Genomic DNA, 25,468 nt, shown 5'->3' with positions numbered 1-25,468 from the left:
GTGACAAATTCTAGATGCGACCTGAAACGGTCGTCATGTCGTGCTCATCGTGTTCGATTGCATCGGGGCCTTTCTTGATTTGGTGGATCATGTAGTAATAACCAAAACCAAATACCAAGCTGTATACAACAAGGAAACACAGCAGGCTGATGCTCATTTGTAGGTCTCCGTGTGCAGAAACCGCATCACGCGTTTTTTGTACGCCATACACGACCCAAGGTTGCCGACCAACCTCTGTCGTAAACCAGCCAGCGAGTATTGCGATAAGGCCAGATGGCCCCATAAATAATGAAAATTTGAGGAACCAACGCGAGGTATAAAGCGTGTTCTTTTTTCGTAACCACATGCTGTAGAAGCTTTGAAAAATCATCAGAAGTCCTAGCCCGACCATGATTCGAAATGACCAAAAGACGATAGGTGAGTTCGGTCGTTCCTCTTTCGGGAAGTCTTTCAGCGCCGGGATTGGCTCAGTTAAACTGTGGCGTAGGATCAAACTTCCTAGAACAGGAATTTCTAAGGCATAGTCTGTGCGTTCTTGTTCCATGTTTGGCATGCCGAACAAAATCAATGGGGTTGGTTTGCCATCACTGTTATCCCAATGTCCTTCGATGGCAGCGATTTTGGCGGGCTGGTGTTCCAGAGTGTTTAGCCCATGCACATCGCCAATCACGGCTTGGAGTGGCGCAAGGAACACTAAGATCCCGAGCGACATCGAAAACATGGTTTTTACCGCAGTCGATTGATTGCCTCTCAATAAATGCCAAGCGGCTGACGCGCCTACAAAGAGTGCTGAACTGACAAAAGCTGCGACGCTCATGTGAGCCAAACGATAAGGAAATGAAGGATTGAAAACGATAGCAAACCAGTCGGTTGGCACCACACGTCCGTCGACAATTTCATAGCCTTGTGGCGTTTGCATCCAACTGTTGGAGGCGAGAATCCAGAAGGTCGAAATGATCGTGCCTAACGCCACCATCGAGGTTGCAAAAAAGTGCAGCTTTTCGCCGACGCGACGCCAACCAAACAGCATCACGCCAAGAAATCCGGCTTCGAGAAAGAAAGCCGTTAACACTTCATAAGTCAGTAATGGGCCAGTGATAGAACCAGCGAAGTCGGAGAAACCACTCCAGTTGGTGCCGAATTGATAGGCCATGACAAGGCCAGATACAACGCCCATCCCAAAGTTAACCGCAAAAATTTTCGACCAGAAGTGATAGAGCTTTTGGTAATCGGGATTACGTGTTTTTAGCCATAAGCCTTCCAGCACGGCGAGATAGGTGGCCAAACCTATGGTGATAGCGGGGAAAATAATATGAAAGGATACCGTGAAGGCGAACTGTATCCGTGCAAGCATAAATGCGTCGAGGCCAAACATTAAACTTCCTTTGATCTTTTAAGTTTTATGAGAGAGCTATTTTAAAAGGAGCGGAATGAGGGAAGTAGGTACAGACAGTGACTATAAACCTATAACAGATTAAATATTGAAGTGTTATTATTTTGAATTCAGCTTTATGGAGGGGGATTTGCGTTTGGCGAAGTATCAAGAGTTAGTGGAACAGCTTAAAAGGCAGATAAAATCGGGGATATGGCATCCGGGTGACAAGCTGACTTCTCTGCGTCGCCAATCTGAACACTCGGGTTTAAGCTTGATGACGGTGTTGCATGCCTATCAAATTCTGGAATCTCAAGGCTGGGTCACCTCACAGCCGCGCTCTGGCTATCGAGTCGCTCCCAATATTAAGAGTTCAAATGAACCCCAAGCGCCAGCCGCGGTTTCGTGGACAGAACAGGTAGACATCAATGAATTTATCTTTGATGTGCTGCAAGCGAGTAAAAATCCATCCATGATCAATTTTGGCTTTGCCTATCCAGATCCAAGTTTGTACCCACGCTATCACGTGAATCGGGCGATGAGCGCAGCCGCTCGCAATATGCCGATTTCTACCGCCTTTGATAACTTACCGCCGGGAAACGAACAATTACGCACCATCATCGCGAAGCGTTATGCTGCGAAAGGCATTGAAATTTCACCCGATGAAATTGTTATTACGGCAGGCGCGCTGGAGGCGTTAACGCTCAGTTTGCAAGCCTGCACAAGACCGGGAGATTGGGTGGTTGTGGAGTCGCCTGCATTCTACGGTGCATTGCAATCCTTAGAGCGGTTAGGTTTGAAAGCGCTCTCAGTAAGAACAGACCCAGTCACGGGCATTGACCTAGACTCATTGGAACGAGCGCTGCAAACACACGATGTGAAAGCATGTTGGCTGATGTCGAACTTCCAAAATCCTCTGGGTTTTACGCTCACCAACGAGAAAAAACAAAAGCTGATTGAGCTGACACAGCGATATAACGTACCAGTGATTGAAGATGATGTGTACAGCGAACTGCATGCAGGGAATGACTCGGTCTACCCACTAAGAATGTTTGATGACACGGGCAATGCCATGTTGTGCTCCTCGTTTTCAAAATCATTAATCGCAGGGCTACGTATTGGTTGGGTTGCGGCGGGAAAGCGGGCGCTAGAGGTACAAAAGTTACAGCTAATGAGTACATTAGCGACGAGTGCACCAGTGCAAATGACATTGGTGCATTATTTAACAAGCCGCAATTATGAATCGCATTTGAAGCAGTTACGGAAAAAGCTGTTTGAACGTAAAAGTAAGATGACGGATCTGCTTAGTGAGCTGTTACCTGAAGCAGTCAAAGTGTTAAGCCAAAGCGGCGGGTACTTTATTTGGTTAGAGCTTCCCAAGCATATCGACGCCTTGCAGATATATCGAGAAGCGCTAAAAGATAATATCAGCATCGCACCGGGAAAGATGTTCAGCCTGACAGAACAATACGATCACTGTATTCGTCTTAACGCTTCTTTTGAGCTCAATGACAAATACGTCCATGCTCTCAATCTGCTTGCCAACATTATTCGCTGTCATTTGGCGAAATAGCGACTTTCTTCAGTTTTTTGGTTTAATAGAGCGCGCGGGATTTCCAGCAACTCGATCGCCCGGCGCAACGTCTTTGGTTATGACAGAGCCAGCGCCGACGACGGCCTCATCGCCAATGGTCACGCCTGGCAGTATGATAGCGCCCCCACCAATCCAAACGTTATTGCCGATTTTTACCGGTTTGGCGATCTCATCTCCGGCTAAGCGTCTTTGTGTATCGAGTGAATGAGCGGCTGTGTAAATTTGCACTCTAGGCCCAATCATGACGTCCGCGCCAATCTTAACCTGCCCATTGTCCAGAATAATGGCATCCCAGTTGATGTAGGAGTTTTCCCCGATGGACAAGTGACAACCGTAGGTAAGTTGAAGCGGTGGCTCTATACAGGCGCTGTTTTCTAATTGGACGCCCATTTCCGCCAATAGTTGTCTACGGATACTTGGGTTTGGCTCGTGGTTAAATTGGAAGACAAGCTGCGCGGTTTTGGCGCGCATCAGCTTTAGTTCTTCATCCAGACAATTATAGGTTTCTCCAGAGCGCATCCGAGTCAGTTCTGACATAACAATCATTCCATCAATGTTGTTTGCAATAAGGTGCATAATAATAAATGAAGGTGATTCGAAGTGAAAATTTGATGCTTAAAAATCAGAAAGTTATCACTGATTTGCCTTGCGTATTCAGTCGGTTGATTGGCTCGTTGAGTACACAAAGACGTACTCCTTAAATGGCTTAATCGTGTTGAAGCCAAAGCGGGAAACCACTCGAAGCGTTTTACGTAGATTACAATATAGTTAATAAGTAGAACTTAATTGAGTCGCTTGCGCTATCGATTGACCTAAAAATTTAAGACTTATGCGCTCTGGCTTGCTGGCAACGATGAATCAAGAGTGAGCACTTTATGTTCGAACGGGTCATTTCATTTTTAGAAACAACGCTGTTTACCTTTAACGAACAACCTATCACGTTGTGGGCGATATTGATGGTGCCGACATGGGTGATTGTCGCTTTATGGTTGTCCAAAATTTTAATCAAAACCGTTACGTCAAGAATGTCCTCATCGGGGAAAGATCCAAACGTCATTCATTTGGTTAAACGGATATTATTTGTCATCGCTCTCGCCATTATTTTTATGACCACACTTTCGATGATCAATGTGCCAATCACCGCGTTCGCCTTTCTGTCTGGTGCCATCGCTATCGGCTTCGGTTTTGGTGCACAAAACATCATTAACAACTTCATAAGTGGCTGGATTTTGATTGGTGAAAAGCCAATCCGAATTGGGGACTTTTTAGAGGTCGAGGGAGCCAAAGGCATTGTCGAGCAAATAAATACGCGTTCAACGCGAATCAGGCGAACCGATGGCGTTCACATGCTCATTCCCAACAGTCAATTGATTGAGAACGTGGTGATCAACTGGACGTTATGCGACAGATTAGTCCGTGGCTCGGTCGTCGTCGGCGTCGCGTATGGGAGCGATGTCAAACAGGTTGCTGCCTTAATGGCGGAGGTGACTTCGCAGCAAGCGCAAGTTCTGAGTTCGCCAGCTCCAGACGTGTTTTTTCAAGACTTTGGCGATAATGCTTTGATCTTCGAATCTTATTTTTGGATTAACTCAACGGTTGAAGGCGGGATTCGATCGGTCGCAAGTGCCATACGTTTTGAAATCTATGAAGCTTTCGAAAAGCACGGTATTGAAATCGCGTTTCCACAACGAGATGTGCACATTGATGGGGAAATCAAGTTGTCTAGGGAGAGAAACGGATAGGGCGATAAGCGGTGTAGGTGCCCTTATCTTGGCTTCGAGTAGTGATAGCGAGGCGGTCACAATATGGATTCACCTCGCTAGAAACCAGTTTGAAGGCGTTATTGGTTGTCCCACATGACTTCGCATTCTTCTTTGATTGCTGATTTTAGCAACTCAATCAGTGGAAACGCTCTGCGTCCTAGGCTTACCGCGGGCTCTGCTTGTTCTTCCTCTTCGTCTACATCAGTAGGGAGGTTTTCTTCAGCTGCATTTTTCGCAGATAGAGCAGAAGTTAATCTTGATAGCGCGTCAGGAACATCTTGAGCGGAAATTGATCCCGGCACCGTGCCGCTGTGACCCATCATTTTGAGCATATCTAATGCAATATCACCAAACATTGTGACGTTTGAGTGGCTTCGACAACGAAATGTTATGAGCATTTACCTTATCCTGTTTTATATGTTCGGTTTGAAACTAAATTGTAGCTGAAATCAGACACTAATTAATGTGATGAAGACCGTTGAGCGTTAAGGTTTTTATGAGTAACAACAAAAAACGGGCACGTACGTCTGCATGCCCGTTGAAATACATTACCTGATTGGTTGTTGATGATTTACAAGCTATACGGATCGCCTAGAGCCAATGCGACCCTAGAAGCAGGAGACTTTCCTAACGCACGGCAAATTTGCCAACCCGCTTCATTGATGACGCCAAGGTCAACGCCTGTTTCAATCCCAAGTTGCTCACACAGATAAAGTACATCTTCCGTTGCAACATTGCCACTGGCTCCTTTCGCGTAAGGGCAGCCGCCGAGCCCCGCTACTGCGCTATCAATGGTGTTGATGCCCATTAACAAGGCTTGGTAGATATTGGCTAATGCTTGTCCATAAGTGTCATGAAAATGTACTGCGAGCGCGTCTTTTGGCAGTAGCGTTAACAACGAATCCAGCATGGCGATAACGCGATTAGGCGTTGCTTTACCGACAGTATCACCGAGCGAAATCTCATAACATCCCATATCAAACAACGTATTGGCGACCTTGGTAGTTTGCTCTGGCTTGATTACTCCCTCATATGGACACACCATGGTACAAGACAAGTACCCGCGTACAGGAATGTTGTGCTGGTTCGCCAATTCGATAACGGGTTCAAATCGAGCGAGACTTTCGGTAATGCTGCAGTTGATGTTCTTCTGGCTGAACGTTTCTGAAGCGGAGCCAAACACCGCAATTCGCTTTACACCGTTTTCCAGCGCACGTTCTAACCCTGCGAGATTTGGTGTGAGCGCGCTATAAACCACGTCAGGCTTTTTTGAGATACCAGCAAACACCTGATCGGAATCGGCCATTTGAGGCACCCACCTTGGAGAGACGAAAGATCCAGCCTCAATATGCTTTAAGCCACTGCTGCTTAGTTGGTTAATCAAACGGATTTTATCAACCAGCGTCACTGCCGTTTCATTTTGCAGACCATCACGAGCGCCGACTTCGACGATATTAACCTTCGCTGGTAGCATATTCGCGCTCCTTATCTTCACTGACGTTATCCGATATCAAAGACAAATTCAGCAGGATGGAACCGTGCTGTACTTGGTCCCCGTGCTGATAAAACAATTCGTCGACTTTTGCTGCTACCGGAGCCGTGATGGTGTATTCCATTTTCATTGCTTCGAGTACCAAAAGCGGATCGCCCGCCGCCACTTCGTCACCTTTAGCCACCATAACTGCTGAAATTATGCCGTTGAGTGGTGCGGTTGGACTTAGTTCATCATCTACATCTTTTGCAGAGTCAAAGTTAGGTTGATGAGCGAACGTGCGCTGCTGACCAAGATAAAATAGTGTTGTCTTTTGTTCGTTGCTAAGTGCATTAAAGGTGTAACGCACATTATCAATATCGACGATAAACTGGTTGTCACTTTCAAGCAGGATGACCTGATGCAGCTCCTCACCACATCGGACAGTGAAGTGAGTTCCTGTATCTTGCGATGATTGTTGCAAACGTACCTGATGGTTGGCATTGGCATCCGTGAAGTTAAATCGGTAAACGTTGTCAACTGACAGTCTAAAACCTCGTCTGGTTGGCGCGGGTAACGTTGAGCTGTCTGATTTTGAAATGAGATCATTCCAGCGAGCAACCGCCGCCAATGTAAGCCAGATTGAATCCGACACGTCTTGCTGCTCATTTATGCCTTGTTGATGTGTGACGATGAAACCTGTATCGAGCTCAATCTCGGCAAAGGCTGGCTGCGAAATAATACTGTGCAGATAACCAATGTTTGTCGTTACTCCACGTACGTGATATTGAGTTAACGCCTGCTTAATCTGCTTTAGAGCGATATCACGAGTTTGCCCCCAGACGATCAGTTTGCTGATCATTGGATCGTAATATTCGCTGATGCTATCGCCTTGGGTAACACCACTATCAACGCGTACGCACGCTAGGCGCACACTACTGTCTGATACGGGTTCTTTTAAGTAATCAATGCGGCCAGTCGACGGCATAAAGTCATTGTCTGTATCTTCTGCGTAAATTCGCAGCTCAATTGAATGACCGTTGTGGGTGATTTCAGATTGCGAAATAGGTAAATGCTCGCCAGCTGCGACTTTTAATTGCCACTCCACCAAATCAACGCCGGTGATCAATTCAGTAACAGGGTGTTCAACTTGCAGACGAGTATTCATTTCCATGAAGTAAAACTCACCGCGGCTATCGAGCAAGAACTCCACCGTGCCCGCGCCAACATAGTCGATCGCTTGAGCGGCCTGAACCGCAGCTTCACCCATTTGTTTACGCAGTTCATCACTAAGACCGGGAGCTGGTGCTTCTTCGACTACTTTTTGGTGACGGCGTTGAATGGAGCAATCGCGATCAGAAAGATAGACACAGTTGCCATGTTGGTCAGCAAATACCTGAACTTCAACGTGGCGAGGCTGCAATATACATTTTTCGATTAGAAGCTGCTTATCGCCAAAGCTTGAAAGTGCTTCACGCTGCGCACCGTCGATGGCCAGAGGCATTTCGGCTGCGCTATTGACCACTCGCATGCCTTTACCGCCGCCCCCTTGGGTTGCTTTAAGCATCACTGGGTAACCGATTTTTTCAGCTTCCGCTAATAAGTGCTCTACGCTGTTGTCTGTGCCGTGATAGCCGGGAACCAAGGGCACGTTCGCCTCTGACATGATTGCCTTGGCTTGAGATTTAGAACCCATTGCCTCAATTGCGCTGGTGGAAGGGCCAATAAAGGCGATGCCATTTTCGCTGCACGTTTTCGCCAGTTTCGGGTTCTCGGAAAGAAAACCATACCCAGGGTGGATAGCATCGGCTTGCCATTTTTTCGCAGCACCGATAATCGCATCGATATCGAGATACGATTCACTCGCCGGAGCGGGGCCAATGAATTCAGCGAAATCCGCTTGTTTAACATGTAAGCTGCTGCGATCCGCTTCGGAATAGACGGCAACCGTCTCGATAGCCATGGCTTTTGCGGTTTTAATGATTCGGCAGGCAATTTCACCGCGGTTTGCGATCAGTATTCTTTTAAACATGATTCCTCCAATTGGCGGCGCGCTTTTCAAAAAATGCAGCTAGTCCTTCTTGTCCTTCTGCGGACACGCGGGCGGTTGCAATAGCTTGGCTGGTGTATTCAATTAATGAATGCTCGATAGGTTGATTGTCACAACGTAAGCAGAGCGTTTTTGCTGCCTGCATGGCTTGTGGACCGTTGTTGAGCAGGTGATCAATGGTGCGATTGACGGCTTCACGTGGTTGAGCGTCTATCTGATGAAGAATACTCATCGATAGAGCGGTTTCGGCATCGATCATTTCCGCAGTCAAAAAGTAGCGTCGGCTTTGGCGTTGTCCAATCGCTCGAATTACGTAGGGTCCGATGGTCGCGGGCAATAAGCCGAGTTTCACTTCACTCAAACAGAAGCGGCTTTCAGGTGTGCCGATAGCGATATCGCAGCAGCAGATAAGCCCAAGTGCGCCACCAAATGCTGCGCCGTGCACCATAGCAATGGTTGGTTTGCTAAAGGTATCCAGTTTATGCAGGAGCATCGCCAATTGCTGTGCGTCTTGCAGGTTTTCACTCTCGGTTTTGGTGGCCATTGACTGCATCCAGCCAAGGTCTGCACCCGCAGAAAAGTGTTTCCCTTGTGCCGTTAATACTAACGCGCGTAGAGAGTCGTCTCGCTCAAGTTGTTCCAAGGTTTCGATAAGTGAAGCAATTAATTCATCATTAAACGCGTTGTGTTTTTCTGGTCGATTCAGGCTCAACCAGGCAACGCCATTGCTGTCTTTTTCAAGCAGTAGTCCGGTCATGTGACTTCCTTTGTCTGACATTTCAGTCTGTATTTCAATGCTCGCTAACCATTACTTGTTAAACATCGGTATTCGCGAGGAGTTAAGGTTTGCCTTGCATCCGACTACATACGGAAGATGCCAAATTTACTGTCTGGTATGGGCGCATTAAGCGCAGCAGACAGAGCAATGCCGACAACATCACGGGTTTTCGCAGGGTCAATAATGCCGTCGTCCCACAGGCGTGCACTGGCGTAGTATGCATGGCTTTGAGTCTGATATTGCTCCGCAATTGGACGTTTGAACGCTTCTTCTTCCTCTACGCTCCAGCTTTCACCTTTGCGAGTTTTGATATCGCGGGTCACTTGCGCCATCACGCCAGCCGCTTGCTCTCCACCCATGACGGAGATGCGCGCGTTTGGCCACATCCACATCATGGTTGGATCATAAGCGCGGCCACACATGCCGTAGTTCCCTGCGCCATACGATCCACCAATAACCACGGTAAACTTCGGCACGTCTGCACACGCAACAGCAGTTACCATTTTCGCACCATGTTTGGCGATGCCTTCGGCTTCGTACTTCTGACCGACCATAAAGCCCGTGATGTTCTGCAAGAAGAGCAGAGGAATTTTGCGTTGTGCGCACAGCTCAATAAAATGCGCGCCTTTTTGTGCTGATTCCGAAAATAGAATGCCGTTGTTAGCGACAATGCCAATCGGCATACCGTGAATATGGGCAAAGCCACAGACCAAGGTTTCGCCGAACAAGGCTTTAAATTCATCGAACTGGGAATCATCAACAATTCGGGCAATGACCTCTTTAACATCAAACGGCTTTTTGAGATCGGTTCCGACGATGCCGTACAGCTCTTGGGCAGGAAAACGCGGCTCCAGTGGCGTTTTTTGCTTGAGTTGGACGGGTTTCAAGTGGTTAATTTGAGAAACGGCTTGTCTTGCCAACTCTAACGCGTGGTGATCACTTTCTGCGTAATAGTCCGCCACACCAGAGGTGCGACAATGAACGTCTGCGCCACCAAGATCTTCCGCGCTGACTTCTTCACCTGTCGCTGCTTTTACAAGAGGTGGACCTGCCAAGAAAATCGTGCCTTGTTCTTTGACTATGATGGAAACATCACACATCGCAGGAACATAAGCGCCGCCAGCGGTACATAGCCCCATGACCACAGCGATTTGCGGGATACCCTTGGCTGACATTCGGGCTTGGTTATAGAAAATACGACCGAAGTGGTCTTTGTCTGGGAAGACCTCATCTTGGCGGGGTAGGTTAGCGCCGCCAGAATCGACTAAGTAAACACACGGCAGTTGGCATTTTTCTGCAATTTCTTGTGCTCTTAAGTGCTTTTTCACGGTGAGTGGGTAGTAACTGCCGCCTTTTACCGTCACGTCGTTCGCGACGATCATGCACTCAGTGCCGTCAATTACACCCACACCGGCAACCACTCCAGCACATGGAACGTAATCTGGATACACATCCCAACCCGCGAACTGGCCAATTTCTAAGAAGGATGAACCGGGATCGAGGAGGGCAAGAATGCGCTCACGTACCGGAAGTTTGCCTTTCTTCTGCTGATGCTCACGTGCTTTCTCGCCGCCACCATCTTCGATTTGCGCAGTCACGGTATAGAGTTGATCCACGAGCGACGCCATAGAGCGGTAGTTTTCCTGATACTGCTCTGAATGGGTATTAATATTGGTCGTCAAACAAGCCATAAATAGCCGATCTCCATTCGGTAGACGGGTGACACCACCCGCCTTTATCTATGTTGAATAAGATTTAGGTTGAATAAGGAATTTATTTAGATTCAGAACGCATAGGTATGTTGATTAGGCGCTTTCGTTAAACAATTCGCGACCAATAAGCATGCGGCGAATTTCTGAAGTGCCCGCACCGATTTCATACAGCTTGGCATCTCGCAACAAACGGCCCGTATCAAACTCGTTGATGTAGCCGTTACCGCCAAGTAGTTGAATCGCATCCAGTGCCATCTTGGTTGCCAGCTCTGCGCTGTAGAGGATCGCGCCAGCAGAATCTTTACGTGTGGTTTCACCGCGATCACAAGCGGCAGCGACGGCGTAAACATACGCTTTAGCGGCATTCATTTGTGTGTACATATCGGCGATTTTTGCTTGAACTAGCTGGAATTCACCGATGGATTTACCGAACTGTTTACGGTCGTGAATGTAAGGCACAACGATATTCATACACGCCTGCATGATGCCAAGTGGGCCGCCTGCAAGCACCACACGTTCGTAGTCGAGGCCGCTCATCAATACTTTCACGCCTTGGTTTTCTTCGCCGAGAATATTCTCCGCAGGGACTTCGCAGTTTTGGAAGACCAGCTCACACGTATTCGAGCCGCGCATGCCCAACTTGTCGAGTTTTTGTGCTTGAGTAAATCCAGGGAATCCGCGTTCCACAATAAACGCCGTGATGCCTTTGGAGTGCTGGCTTGGGTCTGTTTTTGCGTAGACAACATAGGTGTGTGCATCAGGGCCGTTGGTGATCCACATTTTGTTGCCATTTAATAGGAAAATATCGCCTTTACGTTCGGCTTTAAGCTGCATAGAGACCACATCAGAGCCGGCGCCGGGTTCACTCATAGCAAGGGCGCCGATATGTTCACCGGAGATGAGCTTAGGTAGGTATTTCTCTTTTTGCGCTTGTGTACCGTTACGGTGGATTTGGTTGACGCAAAGGTTGGAGTGAGCGCCGTAACTTAACGCAACCGAAGCGGATGCTCGGCTGATTTCTTCCATAGCGATAACGTGGGCGAGATAGCCCATGCCTGCACCACCAAACTCTTCGCTGGTGGTCACACCTAAAAGACCCATGTCACCTAATTTGGACCAAAGATGGTTTGGAAAGTCGTTAGTTTGGTCGATAGATTGCGCTAGCGGCGCAATTTCTCTTGCAGCAAAACTATTGATTTGCTCGCGAAGCAAATCGGTATTTTCGTCATAAACAAAGTTCAGGGAAGAGTAGGTAGATTTCATTGCGTGTCCTTGCCTTTACGTCACCTACATCCCAGAGTTGAGGTGTTAGGTGACTTTTTCGCCTTTCATGGATCTCAGTGTGTTTTGGCATCGCAACTGCGCAGCATTTAACTCCATCATTACCGCTTGAATGTCGTTTGCTTGCTGTTGCAATGCTGCCTTCTTCTCTTCGATCAACCGAATCATATAGTTCAACTGCTCAGTACTTTGATCGGTATCGTAGAGTTCAAATAACTCTTTGATATCTGCAAGAGAAAAGCCCAATCGCTTACCTCGCAAAATCAGTTTTAGTCGAATTCGATCACGACCATTGTAGATTCGAGTGTTGCCTTTACGTTCTGGAGTTAGGAGACCTAAATCTTCGTAGAAGCGAATGCTTCGAGTAGTAATGTCGAACTCTTTCGCGAGCTCGCTGATCTTAAATGTGTTCATTCCTTAACCTTACGACTTTCGTATAACATTTACATGAATATACAATTCGTTAACGTTAAAGTAAACAAACAACATCCACTCTTGAGCCTTGATATCACTCGCATTTACTCGAAATCAAAGAATCACTCGAACAAACAATAACCTCAAACTTGACGTTAACGTAAATGTTAGTATAGTTATGACGTAAACGTCAACAAAAGGTTAATGGAATGAAAAATGAAACATGGATTGTTGCCGCTAAGCGAACGCCTATCGGCTCTTTTCAAGGTGCATTAGCTTCAACAGATGTCACGGAACTCGGTGCGAAAGCCATTCAAGGGGCGCTAGCCGAAAGCCAACTCGATGTGCACAAAATAGACGAAGTGTTGATGGGGTGCGTTTTACCCGCTGGTGTGGGGCAAGCGCCTGCAAGACAAGCAAGCCTTAAAGCTGAAATGCCACAATCGATTGGTTGTACGACACTGAACAAAGTTTGTGGATCGGGTATGAAAACCGTGATGCTGGCATATGACCTTATTCAATCTGGTAATGCGCATGCTGTCATCGCTGGTGGCATGGAAAACATGTCGTCTTCTCCTTATCTATTAAAGAAAGCGCGTGATGGTTTCCGTTTAGGTCACGAGCAAGTGCTTGATCACATGTTTTATGACGGTTTGCAGGATGCCTACCAAGGCGAGCTGATGGGTGTCTTTGCAGAACAGACGGCGCAAAAGTATCAGTTCAGCCGTGAAAGTATGGATGCCTGGGCGCAGCAGTCGGTGACTCGTGCGCAGCAAGCAATCGAACAAGGTTTGTTCAAAGAAGAGATCGTGCCCGTTAACGTAAAAAGTCGACGCGGCGAAACCTTGGTTGTAGATGATGAGCAACCGAGCAAACTCGACGTCACTAAAATTCCTACCTTACGCCCTGCGTTTGCCAAAGATGGCGGGGTAACCGCAGCAAACTCTAGTTCCATTTCGGATGGTGCGTCGGCAATGATCTTAGTCGATAGTGAGTTTGGTCGTCAGGAAAACCTTCAGCCTCTAGCCAAAATTGTCGCGTACAGCACGCATGCAAGACAGCCTGATGAGTTCACCATCGCACCAGTCTTCGCGATTGAATCGCTGCTGGAAAAAACGGGCTGGGACAAATCAGACGTGGACCTTTGGGAAATCAATGAAGCTTTTGCTGTCGTGACTCAATACGCGGTGAAAGCTCTCGAACTGGACGAGAGCAAAGTGAACCCTCGCGGAGGGGCTTGTGCGCTGGGGCATCCAATAGGCGCAAGTGGCAATCGAATCCTTGTCACTTTGATTCATGCGCTAAAACAAACTGGTGGTAAGCGTGGCGTTGCATCGCTTTGTATTGGCGGCGGCGAAGCTACCGCTATCGCGATTGAAATCTGCTAAATCACTCTCAACAAAGTTTCACTTACATAACAGTAGTCAGTAACAAGCTGAAAAATACAAGGGTGTCATCATGACAGAACAAGTAAAGCAGTATATCGGTGGTGAATTTGCCATCTCCGATTCAAAACAATGGCTAGATGTAACCAACCCGGCAACCAACGAAGTGATTGCACAAGTACCTTGTGCCACGGAATCGGAAATGAATGCGGCGATTGCCAGCGCAACAGAAACGTTCAAACGCTGGAAAGAAGTTGCAGCGCCGGAGCGTGCTAGATTGATGTTGCGCTACCAACATCTGTTAAAAGAGCAACACGATGAGTTGGCGATACTGCTTTCAAGTGAGACAGGCAAAACCCTCGCGGATGCAAAGGGTGACATTTGGCGCGGAATTGAAGTGGTAGAGCAAGCTGCAAACATTTGTAGCTCAATGATGGGCGAAACGGTTGAGAACGTCGCGACCAATATTGATGGTTACTCTTACATTCAACCGCTCGGCGTTTGTGCTGGCATTACACCGTTTAACTTCCCTGCGATGATCCCATTGTGGATGTTCCCGATGGCGATCGCTTGTGGCAACACCTTTGTTTTGAAGCCGTCAGAGCAAGTGCCACTAACGGCAATGAAACTGGCGGAGCTGTTTGAACAAGCTGGCGCACCAAAAGGCGTATTGCAAGTTGTTCACGGGACCAAAGAGCAAGTCGACCGCATTCTGACTGATCCAGTTGTTCGTGCGATCTCTTTTGTTGGCTCTGTGCCCGTTGGTGAGTACATCTACAAAACAGGTACAGACAACCTGAAACGCGTGCAGTCATTTGCAGGTGCTAAGAACCACATGGTCATCATGCCGGATGCAAACAAACAGCAAGTCATCAATAACCTAGTTGGCGCGTCAGTTGGTGCTGCAGGCCAACGCTGTATGGCTATTTCGGTTGCCGTATTTGTCGGCGAAACCAAAGAATGGATTCCAGAGCTTAAAGAGGCGTTAGCTCAGGTTCAGCCTGGCGCGTGGGATGATGAAACCGCTGGTTATGGTCCGCTGATTAGCCCTCAAGCGAAGCAGCGAGTGGTGAATCTGATTAATGAAGGCAAAGCGTCAGGCGCGAATTGTGTTCTGGACGGGACAGACTGCCAAGTGCCTGGCTTTCCGAACGGTAACTGGGTGGGGCCAACACTGTTTACCAACGTGACCACAGACATGTCGATTTATCAGGAAGAAATTTTCGGGCCTGTGCTGTTAACTATGGAAGTGGATGACCTAGATGAAGCGATTGAACTGATCAATGCAAACCGCTTTGGTAATGGTACGTCTATTTTTACGGCGAACGGCGCTGCCGCGAGAAAGTATCAACACAATATCGAAGTAGGTAACGTAGGCATCAACGTGCCGATTCCGGTGCCATTGCCATTTTTCTCATTTACTGGGTGGAAAGGCAGCTTCTACGGCGACCTGCATGCTTACGGTAAACAAGCGGTTCGCTTCTACACCGAGACGAAAACTGTCACCGCGCGTTGGTTTGAAGATGACATTCCAAGCGGTCCAAACATGACTATTCAACTTAGCTAATTACTGGATTAGCGACACCTCTAGCCAAGCCCTTCATCCTTTTAGAGGGCTTGGCTCGGATACAAATGCAACGAATTAGACCTTAGGACTTCAAGATGGATTTTGAATTAAACGAAGATCAACTCGCGTTTGCCGAAGTAGCAAAGCAGTTTGCAGACCAAATGTTAGCGCCGCACGCGGCCGAGTGGGATGAAAACCATCACTTCCCTAAAGATGTACTGCGTCAGGCGGGTGAGCTGGGCTTTTTGAGTATCTACACGCCACCAGAGCACGGTGGCTTGGGGTTATCTCGTTTGGATGCGGCGATCATTTTCGAGCAGTTGGCTATGGGTTGTACCGCGACTACTGCGTTTATGACCATTCACAACATGGCGACGTGGATGATCACCAGCTTTGCCAAAGCCGAAGTGGCGCAGCAATTTAGCGCGGATCTAATTTCGGGTGAAAAGCTCGCTTCCTACTGTTTAACCGAACCTAATGCCGGCTCTGACGCCGCTTCTCTAACGACTAGCGCAGTGCGTGATGGCGATGAGTTTGTTCTCAATGGCGCAAAAGTGTTTATCTCGGGTGCCGGTGATACAGATGTATTAGTCGTGATGGCGCGTTCCTGTGGTGAAGGAGCGAGTGGCGTTTCTGCATTCGTTGTTCCTGCTGATTGCGAAGGCATTAGCTACGGTAAAAAAGAAGCCAAAATGGGTTGGAACTGCCAGCCAACTCGCATGATTACCTTCGAAAATGTCCGCATTCCGGCTGACTATCTGTTGGGTGAAGAGGGAGAAGGCTTTAAGTTCGCCATGCTTGGTCTGGATGGCGGTCGAATCAATATCGCCACGTGTTCCGTCGGTACTGCGCAACAAGCACTGAACGAAGCCAAGCAATACATGAACGAACGCAAACAGTTCGGCCGTTCACTGGCGCAATTTCAAGCGTTGCAGTTCAAGCTTGCTGATATGGCGACTGAGCTGGTCGCTGCGCGTCAAATGGTGCGACTCGCTGCCGCTAAACTCGATGCCCAGCACGCAGAAAAAAGTGCGTACTGTGCCATGGCAAAACGCTTTGCTACTGATGTGGGCTTTAAAGTCTGCGATCAGGCGCTGCAAATTCACGGTGGTTATGGCTACATCAAAGAATATCCAGTCGAGCGCTATTTCCGAGACGTTCGTGTTCACCAAATTCTTGAAGGTACCAACGAAATCATGCGTCTGATCGTCGCAAGACGATTACTAACGGAAGGCGTTGAGCTGCTTTAGTCAGCGAGACACAGCCTTACCTAAAGAAATTAAAAAGGACTGAAAGATTATGACGGCACAAATGAAATTAGAGCGCGAAGCGCATATTGCCAAGCTCACGATTAGTAATCCGCCAGCGAACACTTGGACGCTTGAGTCTTTGAATCAGCTAAAAGAGTTGGCGATTGAACTTAGCAATGATCGCTCTATTTATGCGTTGGTTTTAACAGGCGAAGGCGAGAAGTTCTTTTCTGCTGGAGCAGATCTTAATAACTTTGCATCGGGTGATAAATCACAAGCAGCAGACATGGCGTTCGCATTTGGTGAAGCGTTTGAAGCGCTGTCTGCATTCGATGGGGTTTCTATCGCAGCGATTAATGGCTATGCGATGGGCGGCGGTCTGGAAGTGGCGATGGCGTGTGACATTCGTATCGCAGAAGAACAAGTACAAATGGCACTTCCTGAAGCATCGGTAGGTTTGTTGCCGTGTGCGGGTGGGACGCAAAACCTGACCGCGTTGGTAGGTGAAGGTTGGGCGAAGCGTATGATCCTGTGTGGCGAGCGTGTGACGGCCGAGCGAGCGGAAAAAATTGGGTTAGTCGAAGAGGTGGTGGCGAAAGGTCAAGCACTCGAAGCGGCTATGGAGCTAGCACAGCGTGTTGCAGGTCAATCACCGAAATCTGTGTCTGCGTGCAAAACGCTCATTCAAGGTCGACGCAGCCAAACTCATGCAGCTGGATTGGTTTTGGAGCGTGAACTGTTTTTACAGCTGTTCAATACACAAGATCAGACTGAGGGTGTGAATGCGTTTTTGCAAAAGCGCAAGCCACAATGGACAAACAGCTAGCGGAGGCCAAATGACAGGTACAGTAAATGTTTCAAAGCTTAAGTGCGCTGATGGCTCTGTTATTGGTGTGCTAGAGCTTGATAACCCAGCAGCTCTCAACGCGTTGAGTTACGTGATGATTGAGAAGTTGTACAAACAGCTTAATGAATGGCAAACGGACGACAGCGTCATCGCGGTATTCTTGCATGCTCAAGGTGAAAAAGCGTTTTGTGCTGGTGGTGATATTCAAGCGATCTACCGTGCACTTGAAAACAAAGAGCAAGACTTTGATTCTGCGTTTTCAGCGATGGAAACCTTCTTTGACCTCGAATATCGCTGTGACCATCTTATTCATACTTATCCAAAACCGATCATCGCGTGGGGACATGGTTATTTGATGGGCGGGGGAGTTGGCCTGTTTATGGGTGCCAGCCATCGCGTAGCAGAAACCACCACACGCTTTGCAATGCCAGAGATTAAAATTGGCCTTTACCCAGATGTAGGCGCGACGTACTTCCTGAACCAGTTGCCAAAACATTTGGCACTGTTCTTAAGTTTGACGGCTTGTCAAATTAACGCAACAGATATGAAAGCGTTGGGGTTAAGCCAATGGATTGCACAGCCAGAAAACAAGCAAGTGCTGCTGGATCTGCTTGCATCGGTAAGTTGGAAAGGTGAAGCGAGCATCAACGAAAAAATCGCCACTACGCTGCGTTCGGTACACGTGGACGAGCCAACCGAAGGGATGTTGATGCCCTATGCGGAATTGATTGAGCAGTTATGTTCGGGTGACTTAGCGTCAATTGTTGATGCAATCAGCCGTGCTAACGTTGATAACAAGTGGTTCGTCAATGCGCAGAAGTCACTGAACTATGGCAGTCCGTTGTCGCTCAGTATCACTTATCAGCAGTTAACGCAGTATCAAAACCTCTCTTTGAAAGCGTGTTTTGATATGGAATTTAACCTAACACTACGTTGTGGCTTAGAAGGTGATTTTAGAGAAGGGGTTCGTGCGCTGATTATTGATAAAACCAATCAACCGACTTGGCAACATCGCACGGTTTCTGACGTAACGCCACAAGTTTTGGAGCGCTTCTTCTCGCCAATTGACTCAGCAGAATACCCACTGACCGCATCGTCGGTAGCTATAGCGGCACTTTAGTACAAGGAAGAAATACGATATGGACAAAATTGCATTTATTGGCCTTGGTAACATGGGTGCGCCTATGGCTAAGAATCTACTTAAAGCGGGCTTGAACGTCGAAGTATTTGATTTGAACCCAAACGCAGTTGAGGAGTTGACCGCATTGGGCGCTTCAAGTGCCGATTCCGTTCAGCAGGCAGTACAAGGTGTTGATGTGGTTGTCACTATGCTGCCAGCGAGCCAACACGTTCAAAGCGTTTATCTTGGTCAAGATGGCATATTAGATAGCGTCGAATCAGGCACCTTGCTGATTGATTCATCCACCATCGATCCTGCGACTGCTCGTTTGGTTGGCGAAAAAGCATCGCAACTTGGTATAAGTTTTGTTGATGCACCAGTATCTGGTGGCGTTGCGGGCGCAGCAGCAGGTACGTTAACTTTCATTGTTGGCGGCTCGCAAGAGAACTTTGTTCAAGCCAAAGCGGTGCTTAGCCACATGGGTAAAAACATCTTCCATGCGGGCGATGTTGGAGCTGGTCAGGTCGCGAAGATCTGCAATAACATGATGTTGGGCATTTTGATGAGCGGCACCTGTGAAGCACTAAATTTAGGGATGGAAAACGGACTCGATCCCAAAGTGCTTTCCGACATCATGTTGCAAAGTTCAGGGCGTAACTGGGCGCTAGAGCTTTATAACCCTTGTCCAGGTGTGATGGAAAATACGCCTGCAAGCAATGGTTATCAAGGCGGCTTTATGAGCCAGTTAATGGCTAAAGATCTGGGTCTTGCGATGGAAGCGGCGGTTGCCAGTCAAACATCAACGCCAATGGGCAGCTTGGCTCGTAATCTGTTTAATTTTCACAACGGTCAGGGCAACGGGCAAAAAGATTTTTCAAGCTTGTTTGAGTTCTACCAAAAGCAAAATCAGGCCTAAGGAGCGCTTATGGAGTTAGCAAATAAGGTCATTGCGATCACGGGGGCAGGGCAGGGGCTGGGTAAACAAATGGCACTGTCACTGGCGGAAAATGGCGTTCATCTTGCGCTTATCGACCTCAATTCAGAGCAACTGGCTGAAACGAAAGCGGAATGTGAATCTCTCGGCGTTACCGCTCGTTTTTATGTGACAAACGTGACTGACGAACAGCAGGTGTGCACTGCTTTTGAGCAAATTGAGGCAGATTTCAAGCAGCTCAATGGCGTTATCAATAACGCAGGTATTATGCGTGATGGTATGTTCATTAAAGTCAAAGATGGTCAGGTTAACACGATGTCGCTGGAACAATTTCAGTCTGTTCTAGATGTGAATGTAACAGGCACTTTCCTGTGTGGCCGTGAAGCGAGCAAGGTAATGCTGAACACCGATAGCAAAGGGGTTCTGATCAACATATCCAGCGTTGCGCGTGCCGGGAATATTGGTCAAACCAACTATTCAGCATCTAAAGCGGCGGTAGCCACCATGGCAACGGTGTGGGCGAAAGAGTTAGGGCGTTTCGGAATTCGCTCAGTGGCGATTGCTCCGGGTGTCATCAAAACTGCCATGACAGACCAAATAAAACCTGAAGCGATGGAACGTTTAATCGGAATGATTCCGGTTGGACGTTTAGGTTTGGCGGATGAAATTTCATCGACCATAAAATACGTGTTAACCAACGAATTCGTGACCGGACGAGTGTTTGAAGTCGATGGCGGAATGCGAATGTAACCCCCTCTGCAACATAAAAAAAGGGGAGCGAGTTTGATTGTCCGCTTCCTTCCACTTTCTTCTTTCTTTTATTGCTTCTATCTGAAAAATGTATTGGATGCATGGTCGACTGCTATCTCATCGAACGGTATAAAAATTGATTCTATTTCTTATGTGAATGGTTAGTTCTATATTGCTTGTCATGTAAATGTATCAACTCACAACTAAGACGATCTTTTGTCTCACTAACGAGATCGTTATTCTTGGTGTGTAAAAAACACTCTCATTGGTTGTATTGTGACCGAAAACTATTTCGGCATCTAAAGATGGTGATTTATTATTCAGCGCAAAATACATGGGAATATGAGGCTGACTGAATAACCTTCAGTTGTCTTAATAATAAATAATCAGAATTCTCAATTACACTGAAGTAACTACCCATTAGGGAAGAGCAATAATGTCACTATTTCATTCGCTTAGGACGATGCCGCTATTATTGGGGTGTCTGTGTTTTTCTGTTCAGGCCTCCACAGAAAAGGTGGAACAGGAAGGTAAGTTTTTACAGTCGTTAGAAGGCATCGAAAATCAAATTTACGCATTACCTCAGAGTTCTTTAGCTTTGATTGAAGCGTTAGAAGAAGAGTCTTTACTACAAAACCAACCAACAGCGCTGTTGGTGCGTTACTGGCTTGCCAAGGCCACGGTTTTAGAGCTGCTAGGGCGCGTAGAAGAGAGTCAGAGTGTCGTTCAAAAAGGATTGGAGCTTGTGCGTCCACAGAGCCATGAGTATCTCCTGTTTAAGTTGATTCAGATGCGAACTATGGTTGGAAAGAGCGATATCGATACCGCGCTTTCTGCGTTGGATAGCTTGTTGGAAACATCGCGTGAGAATGGTGATAAGCAACTTGAATCAGAAATCCTGTTGCTAAAAGGACGCTATTACGATGAGCAAGGTGAGTTTAAAAAATCCTATGCTGCACTTATGTCGTCCATGGATGCGGCTGAATCTTCAGGTGTTCACGGGCTGGTCGAACGTGCAGCACTAGAGCTAGGTGACGTACTTGTCAAAATTCAGGGTTACGACCGATCTGAGGCGCTTTTGGAACAAGCATATCGCTATTTTAGGGATAGGCGTATGTCGTTCAATGAGTTGTTGAGCGTTTTGACGATAGCGAAACTTCATAAAGCACAGTTCCAATACGAAGAGGCGATAGCGTCATATCAGCGAGCGTTAAAGCTGGCTCAAATTATCGGTGATGGACGCTTTAGATTTCGAGTTAACCTTGAACTTGCAGCTTTATATCGCGAGACGAAACAAGAAAAGAAGATGGTTAACCACTTGAAGCTGGCGGAGAATTTACAGTACAGAGAAACGTCTAGCGCGTATTTGGCAACATTTAAGTTGTTACAAGCCGAATATATGTTAGAGCAGCAGCAATTTGAAATACTTTTAGCGATGATCGCGCCAATGCTGCCGGAGATTATAGAGAGTCGATACGTCAAGCAACAGCAAATGGAGCTACTAAAAGTCGCCGCTATGGCCTATGCGGGAAGCAATGACTTTAAACTAGCATTCGAAACTTACGGTAACTATCACGATAAATTTATCCAATTTAGCAATCAAAGAGAAGTTGAAAATCTTGAGCGCCAGCAGACGTTATTTGAGTTGGAACGACTTGAATATGAGAACGAAGATCTCAACTGGAACAATGTTTTGCAGCGTATGGAGCTAGAAAATAACCGTCGTACTTTTTACTTATTGGGTGAAGCGCTACTTGCGCTCATCGGTGTTCTATTTTTGATGGCGGTAGTATTTCTCGTCGTCAATCGCTCGCGTTTGAGAATGCGTCGCCTCGCAAAGACAGACACATTGACAGGGTTGTTCAATCGCCGTTTTTTAGAGGACTGGTTCACTAAGCCAGTAGAAGTGAGGCGTGAGCGAAAAGAGAAACCGGTACCTCAATCTAAGCAAGAAAAGATACAACACTTTGTTTTTGAGCAAGTCGAGCAAGTTAAGTACGGTTATCTAGCTTTAAATAAATGGGTAGATAGCAAACTCGATAAACAGAAAATGGTGCCAAATAAACCACAATCGGGGCCAGTAACTTTAGCGTTAATCGATGTGGATTATTTCAAGCAGGTAAATGATACCTATGGGCATGTGTTTGGAGATACCGTACTAACGGGCGTTGCCAAAGTGTTGGAGGAAACTGTACGTGAAAACGACATTGTTGCTCGCTTTGGTGGTGAAGAGTTTGTTGTTGTTATGCCCAATACAGACCATAAAAACGCCCTTATTACTGCAGAACGTTTACGTAGCGCTTTATCCCTACATGGCTTTGTTACGGAACAGAAAGAAGAAGTGAGAGTGACCTGTAGTTTTGGAGTCGTTACCACTGAAGATAATGAGATGAGTTTTAAATCACTTTGCGATCAGGCCGATAAATTGCTTTATCAAGCGAAAGCGAACGGACGCAACTGCGTGAAAGGTCGCTCGCTAGCGTAACAGAAATCAAAAGTTCAGGCTCATCGCACGATGAATCTGAACTTATCCCTCCCATTTACTTTGATAGCCAAGTGACTTTGAGATCCTTGCTTCGAATATAAAACGCTGAATCTAACATCTTAAAGTCACTTGGCGATATTACTTAAAAATGGCTTAAGGATATCGAATCGCATATTCATGGCGTTCAATATAACCTCTCTTTTTGCCTCCTTCACCTTCAAAGTGCGAATGCCACTTGTGTCTACAAAACTATAACAAACTAGTGTGTCTATTCTTTGTACAAACAAACCATGTACAGGTGAAATGATTAGTGGTCGATATAAATTTTTTGTGGCACAGATTTTTGTTGTTCAAAAATCAACTCGTTCATCATCGTTTTAAAAATGGATCTACATTTAAGTGTTTGATTTTACTTGCTTTATTTGTTTGTTCTTAAACTTAAATCTAGTTATCCCGACAAGTTCTTACCGAGCAATTTTTCGTACACCCTCAACTTTTCATCCTTTTTTACTAACATTTTTCTTTAAAAATAATTTGAGTTCGAATTAATTTTCAGGCATTTTATATTTAACTAACCGTTCAATTAAAAATAACAGGGACGCAAAATGCCAAAGGTGGGGATGCCTGAAATCAGAAAACCGCAGCTTGTGAAAGCGACAATGTCAGTGATTGATAGAGTCGGTTTACACGCGGCGAGTATTTCGTTAATCAGCAAAGAAGCCGGTGTATCAACGGGGATTATCAACCACTATTTCGGTGGTAAGCACGGATTGCTGGAGGAAACGATGCGCGAAATCTTGCGTCAGCTTTCGTCCACTATCACACAGAAGTTACGTGAGCTGCCAAGTGATGCTCATCACCAAAGAATTAACGCCATCATTGATGGTAATTTTGTCGGCTATCAGGCAGAAAACCAAGTTGCCAAGACTTGGCTGGCGTTTTGGTCGTACTCAATGCATGACGAGCAGCTCAAGCGTTTGCAGCGTGTCAACGAACGACGTCTATTGTCCCACCTGAGAAAAGAACTCAAAGCATTATTAAATGCAGAGCAGGCTGAATTGGTTGCTCATGGTATTGCATCACTTATTGATGGAATTTGGCTGCGCGGAACGCTCAACCCGCAAGGCATTGATGCAGAAAGAGCGAGAATCATCATCAACGATTATCTCGAAAAACAACTTACGTTTTATTCTGAAAAAATCTAAAAGTTACAGGTCTTCAAAATGGAAATGAAAGCACACTATATCAATGGTGCGATGTACGACGGGTGTTCAGATGAACACTTCACCACTTACAATCCGGCGAATGGTGAGCCATTGGCCAACATTAAACAAGCGAACCAAGACGATCTTCAAGCAGCGATTGAATCGGCAAAGAAAGGTTTTGCTGCATGGTCGGCGATGACTGCGATTGAGCGCAGCCGTATTTTACACAAAGCCGTTGCCATTTTACGTGAGCGTAATGACGAGCTGGCTGCATTGGAAGTGGCAGATACTGGTAAGCCCATTCAAGAAGCTATCGCGGTTGATGTCACAACAGGTGCCGATGTTCTTGAGTACTACGCTGGCCTTGCTCCAAGTCTACAAGGTGAACAGCAGCCACTCAGCGACGATCAGTTTTTCTATACACGTCGTGAGCCATTGGGCATTTGCGCGGGTATTGGCGCTTGGAATTATCCAATTCAAATTGCGATGTGGAAATCGGCGCCAGCACTGGCTGCGGGCAACGCAATGATCTTCAAGCCATCAGAAGAAACACCATTAACGGCGCTTAAGCTCGCCGAAATTTATTCAGAAGCGGGCATGCCAGATGGCGTATTTAATGTCGTGCAAGGGGATTACCGAGTAGGACAGATGCTAACGGCGCATCCTGATATCGCAAAAGTGTCATTCACGGGTGAGTCAGGCACCGGTAAAGTCGTCATGAGTGACAGCGCTAAGACACTAAAACAAGTAACGATGGAGCTTGGTGGTAAGTCTCCACTGATTATTTTTGATGATGCGAAGTTAAACGATGCCGTTTCTGCGGCCATGGTGGCGAACTTCTACACCCAAGGTGAGGTTTGTACGCACGGTACACGTGTATTTGTCCATGAAGGTATTTATGACGACTTTATCGCACAGCTTAAAGCCCGAACCGAGCTGTTAGTCGTCGGCGATCCGCTTGATGAGAACACGCAAATTGGCGCGCTAATCTCTAAAGATCATGAATCGAAAGTTCTAGGAGCGATTGAAGCCGCGAAAGCGAGTGGCGCGACGTTACTGACTGGCGGCTACAAAGTAACAGACAATGGCCTAGCCAATGGTAACTTTGTTGCTCCAACCGTATTTGTCGATTGCGATGATGACATGAGCCACGTTCAACAAGAAATCTTTGGCCCGGTAATGTCAGTTCTGAAATTCCGCGATGAGTCGGAAGTGATTGCGCGTGCAAATGGCACCGATTATGGCTTAGCGGCAGGTGTATTTACTCAAAACCTATCTCGTGCGCACCGTGTGATCCATCAAATTCAAGCGGGTATTTGTTGGGTGAACACATGGGGTGACTCACCTGCGGAAATGCCAGTTGGCGGCTACAAGCAATCAGGTGTTGGCCGTGAAAACGGAGTCGAAACCCTTAAACATTACACACAAACGAAGAGTGTTCTGGTTCAGCTAAGCGACTTCGAAAGCCCTTACAAATGATACTACTCATA

The 25,468-nt window shown here is 46.9% G+C and carries 21 protein-coding genes; 12 read left to right on the top strand and 9 right to left on the bottom strand.

Annotated elements, in window-relative coordinates; all coding sequences use genetic code 11:
- Positions 1 to 10: 10 nt before the first annotated feature.
- Positions 11 to 1,375, bottom strand: a complete 1,365-nt coding sequence (locus R7127_RS14610; protein WP_005477080.1) for a cytochrome ubiquinol oxidase subunit I — start codon at positions 1,373 to 1,375, stop codon at positions 11 to 13.
- A gap of 136 nt (positions 1,376 to 1,511) precedes the next feature.
- Between R7127_RS14610 and R7127_RS14605 the strand changes: the two genes are divergently transcribed.
- Positions 1,512 to 2,945, top strand: a complete 1,434-nt coding sequence (locus R7127_RS14605) for a PLP-dependent aminotransferase family protein (RefSeq protein ID WP_081107495.1) — start codon at positions 1,512 to 1,514, stop codon at positions 2,943 to 2,945.
- Between the two features lie 9 nt (positions 2,946 to 2,954).
- Here the strand turns inward: R7127_RS14605 and R7127_RS14600 are convergent, their stop codons facing one another.
- Positions 2,955 to 3,503, bottom strand: coding sequence for a sugar O-acetyltransferase (locus tag R7127_RS14600; RefSeq protein WP_033906440.1), 549 nt, complete (start codon positions 3,501 to 3,503; stop codon positions 2,955 to 2,957).
- Between the two features lie 338 nt (positions 3,504 to 3,841).
- Here R7127_RS14600 and R7127_RS14595 point away from each other — a divergent pair, with 338 nt between their 5' ends.
- Positions 3,842 to 4,708, top strand: coding sequence for a mechanosensitive ion channel family protein (locus R7127_RS14595; protein WP_005463614.1), 867 nt, complete (start codon positions 3,842 to 3,844; stop codon positions 4,706 to 4,708).
- A 98-nt stretch (positions 4,709 to 4,806) separates the two neighbouring features.
- On the opposite strand, the gene R7127_RS14590 is transcribed toward R7127_RS14595, so the two are convergent.
- From R7127_RS14590 to R7127_RS14560, 7 genes are all read right to left on the bottom strand, one after another.
- On the bottom strand, positions 4,807 to 5,127 hold the full coding sequence (locus R7127_RS14590) for a DUF1840 domain-containing protein (RefSeq protein WP_005373256.1): 321 nt from the start codon (positions 5,125 to 5,127) through the stop codon (positions 4,807 to 4,809).
- A 173-nt stretch (positions 5,128 to 5,300) separates the two neighbouring features.
- Complete coding sequence (locus tag R7127_RS14585; protein WP_172563751.1) at positions 5,301 to 6,203, bottom strand: hydroxymethylglutaryl-CoA lyase; 903 nt, start codon at positions 6,201 to 6,203, stop codon at positions 5,301 to 5,303.
- The gene (locus R7127_RS14580) at positions 6,184 to 8,232 is read right to left on the bottom strand and encodes an acetyl/propionyl/methylcrotonyl-CoA carboxylase subunit alpha (RefSeq protein WP_170893168.1); all 2,049 of its coding nucleotides are present in this window, start codon (positions 8,230 to 8,232) and stop codon (positions 6,184 to 6,186) included. Before R7127_RS14580 ends, R7127_RS14585 begins: the two co-directional genes overlap by 20 nt.
- Complete coding sequence (locus R7127_RS14575; RefSeq protein WP_054702315.1) at positions 8,225 to 9,007, bottom strand: enoyl-CoA hydratase-related protein; 783 nt, start codon at positions 9,005 to 9,007, stop codon at positions 8,225 to 8,227. Before R7127_RS14575 ends, R7127_RS14580 begins: the two co-directional genes overlap by 8 nt.
- Before the next feature lie 104 nt (positions 9,008 to 9,111).
- Positions 9,112 to 10,719: a carboxyl transferase domain-containing protein gene (locus R7127_RS14570; RefSeq protein WP_172563752.1), complete on the bottom strand. Its 1,608-nt coding sequence runs from the start codon at positions 10,717 to 10,719 to the stop codon at positions 9,112 to 9,114.
- A gap of 114 nt (positions 10,720 to 10,833) precedes the next feature.
- Positions 10,834 to 12,003, bottom strand: coding sequence for an isovaleryl-CoA dehydrogenase (locus R7127_RS14565; protein WP_318141986.1), 1,170 nt, complete (start codon positions 12,001 to 12,003; stop codon positions 10,834 to 10,836).
- Positions 12,004 to 12,048: 45 nt separating this feature from the next.
- A complete protein-coding gene (locus R7127_RS14560) occupies positions 12,049 to 12,435 on the bottom strand; it encodes a MerR family transcriptional regulator (protein ID WP_005373242.1) in 387 nt (128 codons plus the stop codon).
- Positions 12,436 to 12,644: 209 nt separating this feature from the next.
- On the opposite strand from R7127_RS14560, the gene R7127_RS14555 reads away from it, so the two are divergent.
- From R7127_RS14555 to betB, 10 genes are all read left to right on the top strand, one after another.
- A complete protein-coding gene (locus R7127_RS14555; protein WP_046264876.1) occupies positions 12,645 to 13,823 on the top strand; it encodes a thiolase family protein in 1,179 nt (392 codons plus the stop codon).
- Between the two features lie 70 nt (positions 13,824 to 13,893).
- Positions 13,894 to 15,387 (top strand): CoA-acylating methylmalonate-semialdehyde dehydrogenase, encoded by a 1,494-nt coding sequence (locus tag R7127_RS14550; RefSeq protein ID WP_053304725.1) that lies wholly within the window; start codon positions 13,894 to 13,896, stop codon positions 15,385 to 15,387.
- Between the two features lie 95 nt (positions 15,388 to 15,482).
- Positions 15,483 to 16,637: an acyl-CoA dehydrogenase family protein gene (locus tag R7127_RS14545; protein WP_205391206.1), complete on the top strand. Its 1,155-nt coding sequence runs from the start codon at positions 15,483 to 15,485 to the stop codon at positions 16,635 to 16,637.
- Positions 16,638 to 16,686: 49 nt separating this feature from the next.
- Entirely contained in the window at positions 16,687 to 17,463 is a 777-nt protein-coding gene (locus R7127_RS14540) for an enoyl-CoA hydratase (protein WP_213891419.1), read from the top strand.
- Between the two features lie 10 nt (positions 17,464 to 17,473).
- Positions 17,474 to 18,604: an enoyl-CoA hydratase/isomerase family protein gene (locus R7127_RS14535; protein WP_262584325.1), complete on the top strand. Its 1,131-nt coding sequence runs from the start codon at positions 17,474 to 17,476 to the stop codon at positions 18,602 to 18,604.
- 19 nt (positions 18,605 to 18,623) lie between these two features.
- Complete coding sequence (gene mmsB, locus R7127_RS14530) at positions 18,624 to 19,520, top strand: 3-hydroxyisobutyrate dehydrogenase (RefSeq protein WP_033906449.1); 897 nt, start codon at positions 18,624 to 18,626, stop codon at positions 19,518 to 19,520.
- A gap of 9 nt (positions 19,521 to 19,529) precedes the next feature.
- Positions 19,530 to 20,288 (top strand): SDR family oxidoreductase, encoded by a 759-nt coding sequence (locus R7127_RS14525; protein ID WP_033906450.1) that lies wholly within the window; start codon positions 19,530 to 19,532, stop codon positions 20,286 to 20,288.
- A 463-nt stretch (positions 20,289 to 20,751) separates the two neighbouring features.
- The gene (locus R7127_RS14520) at positions 20,752 to 22,773 is read left to right on the top strand and encodes a tetratricopeptide repeat-containing diguanylate cyclase (RefSeq protein ID WP_047101359.1); all 2,022 of its coding nucleotides are present in this window, start codon (positions 20,752 to 20,754) and stop codon (positions 22,771 to 22,773) included.
- A 605-nt stretch (positions 22,774 to 23,378) separates the two neighbouring features.
- On the top strand, positions 23,379 to 23,978 hold the full coding sequence (betI, locus tag R7127_RS14515) for a transcriptional regulator BetI (protein ID WP_017820329.1): 600 nt from the start codon (positions 23,379 to 23,381) through the stop codon (positions 23,976 to 23,978).
- 18 nt (positions 23,979 to 23,996) lie between these two features.
- Positions 23,997 to 25,457: a betaine-aldehyde dehydrogenase gene (betB, locus tag R7127_RS14510; protein WP_025767886.1), complete on the top strand. Its 1,461-nt coding sequence runs from the start codon at positions 23,997 to 23,999 to the stop codon at positions 25,455 to 25,457.
- Positions 25,458 to 25,468 lie beyond the last annotated feature (11 nt).

It is taken from the genome of Vibrio sp. 1159, assembly GCF_033340395.1.
In the GTDB taxonomy this organism is placed as follows: domain Bacteria; phylum Pseudomonadota; class Gammaproteobacteria; order Enterobacterales; family Vibrionaceae; genus Vibrio; species Vibrio alginolyticus.
The sequence above is the reverse complement of the archived record's forward strand: the minus strand, read 5'-3'. Positions and strand labels throughout refer to the sequence as shown.

Excerpts from the sequence above, each read along its gene's own strand:
- R7127_RS14560 (WP_005373242.1), bottom strand. The coding sequence starts at position 12,435 with ATGAACACATTTAAGATCAGCGAGCTCGCGAAAGAGTTCGACATTACT.
- R7127_RS14595 (WP_005463614.1), top strand. The coding sequence starts at position 3,842 with ATGTTCGAACGGGTCATTTCATTTTTAGAAACAACGCTGTTTACCTTT.
- R7127_RS14535 (WP_262584325.1), top strand. The coding sequence starts at position 17,474 with ATGACAGGTACAGTAAATGTTTCAAAGCTTAAGTGCGCTGATGGCTCT.
- R7127_RS14610 (WP_005477080.1), bottom strand. The coding sequence starts at position 1,375 with ATGTTTGGCCTCGACGCATTTATGCTTGCACGGATACAGTTCGCCTTC.
- R7127_RS14580 (WP_170893168.1), bottom strand. The coding sequence starts at position 8,232 with ATGTTTAAAAGAATACTGATCGCAAACCGCGGTGAAATTGCCTGCCGA.
- R7127_RS14605 (WP_081107495.1), top strand. The coding sequence starts at position 1,512 with ATGGAGGGGGATTTGCGTTTGGCGAAGTATCAAGAGTTAGTGGAACAG.
- R7127_RS14540 (WP_213891419.1), top strand. The coding sequence starts at position 16,687 with ATGACGGCACAAATGAAATTAGAGCGCGAAGCGCATATTGCCAAGCTC.
- R7127_RS14555 (WP_046264876.1), top strand. The coding sequence starts at position 12,645 with ATGAAAAATGAAACATGGATTGTTGCCGCTAAGCGAACGCCTATCGGC.
- R7127_RS14585 (WP_172563751.1), bottom strand. The coding sequence starts at position 6,203 with ATGCTACCAGCGAAGGTTAATATCGTCGAAGTCGGCGCTCGTGATGGT.
- R7127_RS14600 (WP_033906440.1), bottom strand. The coding sequence starts at position 3,503 with ATGTCAGAACTGACTCGGATGCGCTCTGGAGAAACCTATAATTGTCTG.
- R7127_RS14575 (WP_054702315.1), bottom strand. The coding sequence starts at position 9,007 with ATGACCGGACTACTGCTTGAAAAAGACAGCAATGGCGTTGCCTGGTTG.
- R7127_RS14520 (WP_047101359.1), top strand. The coding sequence starts at position 20,752 with ATGCCGCTATTATTGGGGTGTCTGTGTTTTTCTGTTCAGGCCTCCACA.
- betB (WP_025767886.1), top strand. The coding sequence starts at position 23,997 with ATGGAAATGAAAGCACACTATATCAATGGTGCGATGTACGACGGGTGT.
- R7127_RS14570 (WP_172563752.1), bottom strand. The coding sequence starts at position 10,719 with ATGGCTTGTTTGACGACCAATATTAATACCCATTCAGAGCAGTATCAG.
- betI (WP_017820329.1), top strand. The coding sequence starts at position 23,379 with ATGCCAAAGGTGGGGATGCCTGAAATCAGAAAACCGCAGCTTGTGAAA.
- mmsB (WP_033906449.1), top strand. The coding sequence starts at position 18,624 with ATGGACAAAATTGCATTTATTGGCCTTGGTAACATGGGTGCGCCTATG.
- R7127_RS14550 (WP_053304725.1), top strand. The coding sequence starts at position 13,894 with ATGACAGAACAAGTAAAGCAGTATATCGGTGGTGAATTTGCCATCTCC.
- R7127_RS14590 (WP_005373256.1), bottom strand. The coding sequence starts at position 5,127 with ATGCTCATAACATTTCGTTGTCGAAGCCACTCAAACGTCACAATGTTT.
- R7127_RS14565 (WP_318141986.1), bottom strand. The coding sequence starts at position 12,003 with ATGAAATCTACCTACTCTTCCCTGAACTTTGTTTATGACGAAAATACC.
- R7127_RS14525 (WP_033906450.1), top strand. The coding sequence starts at position 19,530 with ATGGAGTTAGCAAATAAGGTCATTGCGATCACGGGGGCAGGGCAGGGG.
- R7127_RS14545 (WP_205391206.1), top strand. The coding sequence starts at position 15,483 with ATGGATTTTGAATTAAACGAAGATCAACTCGCGTTTGCCGAAGTAGCA.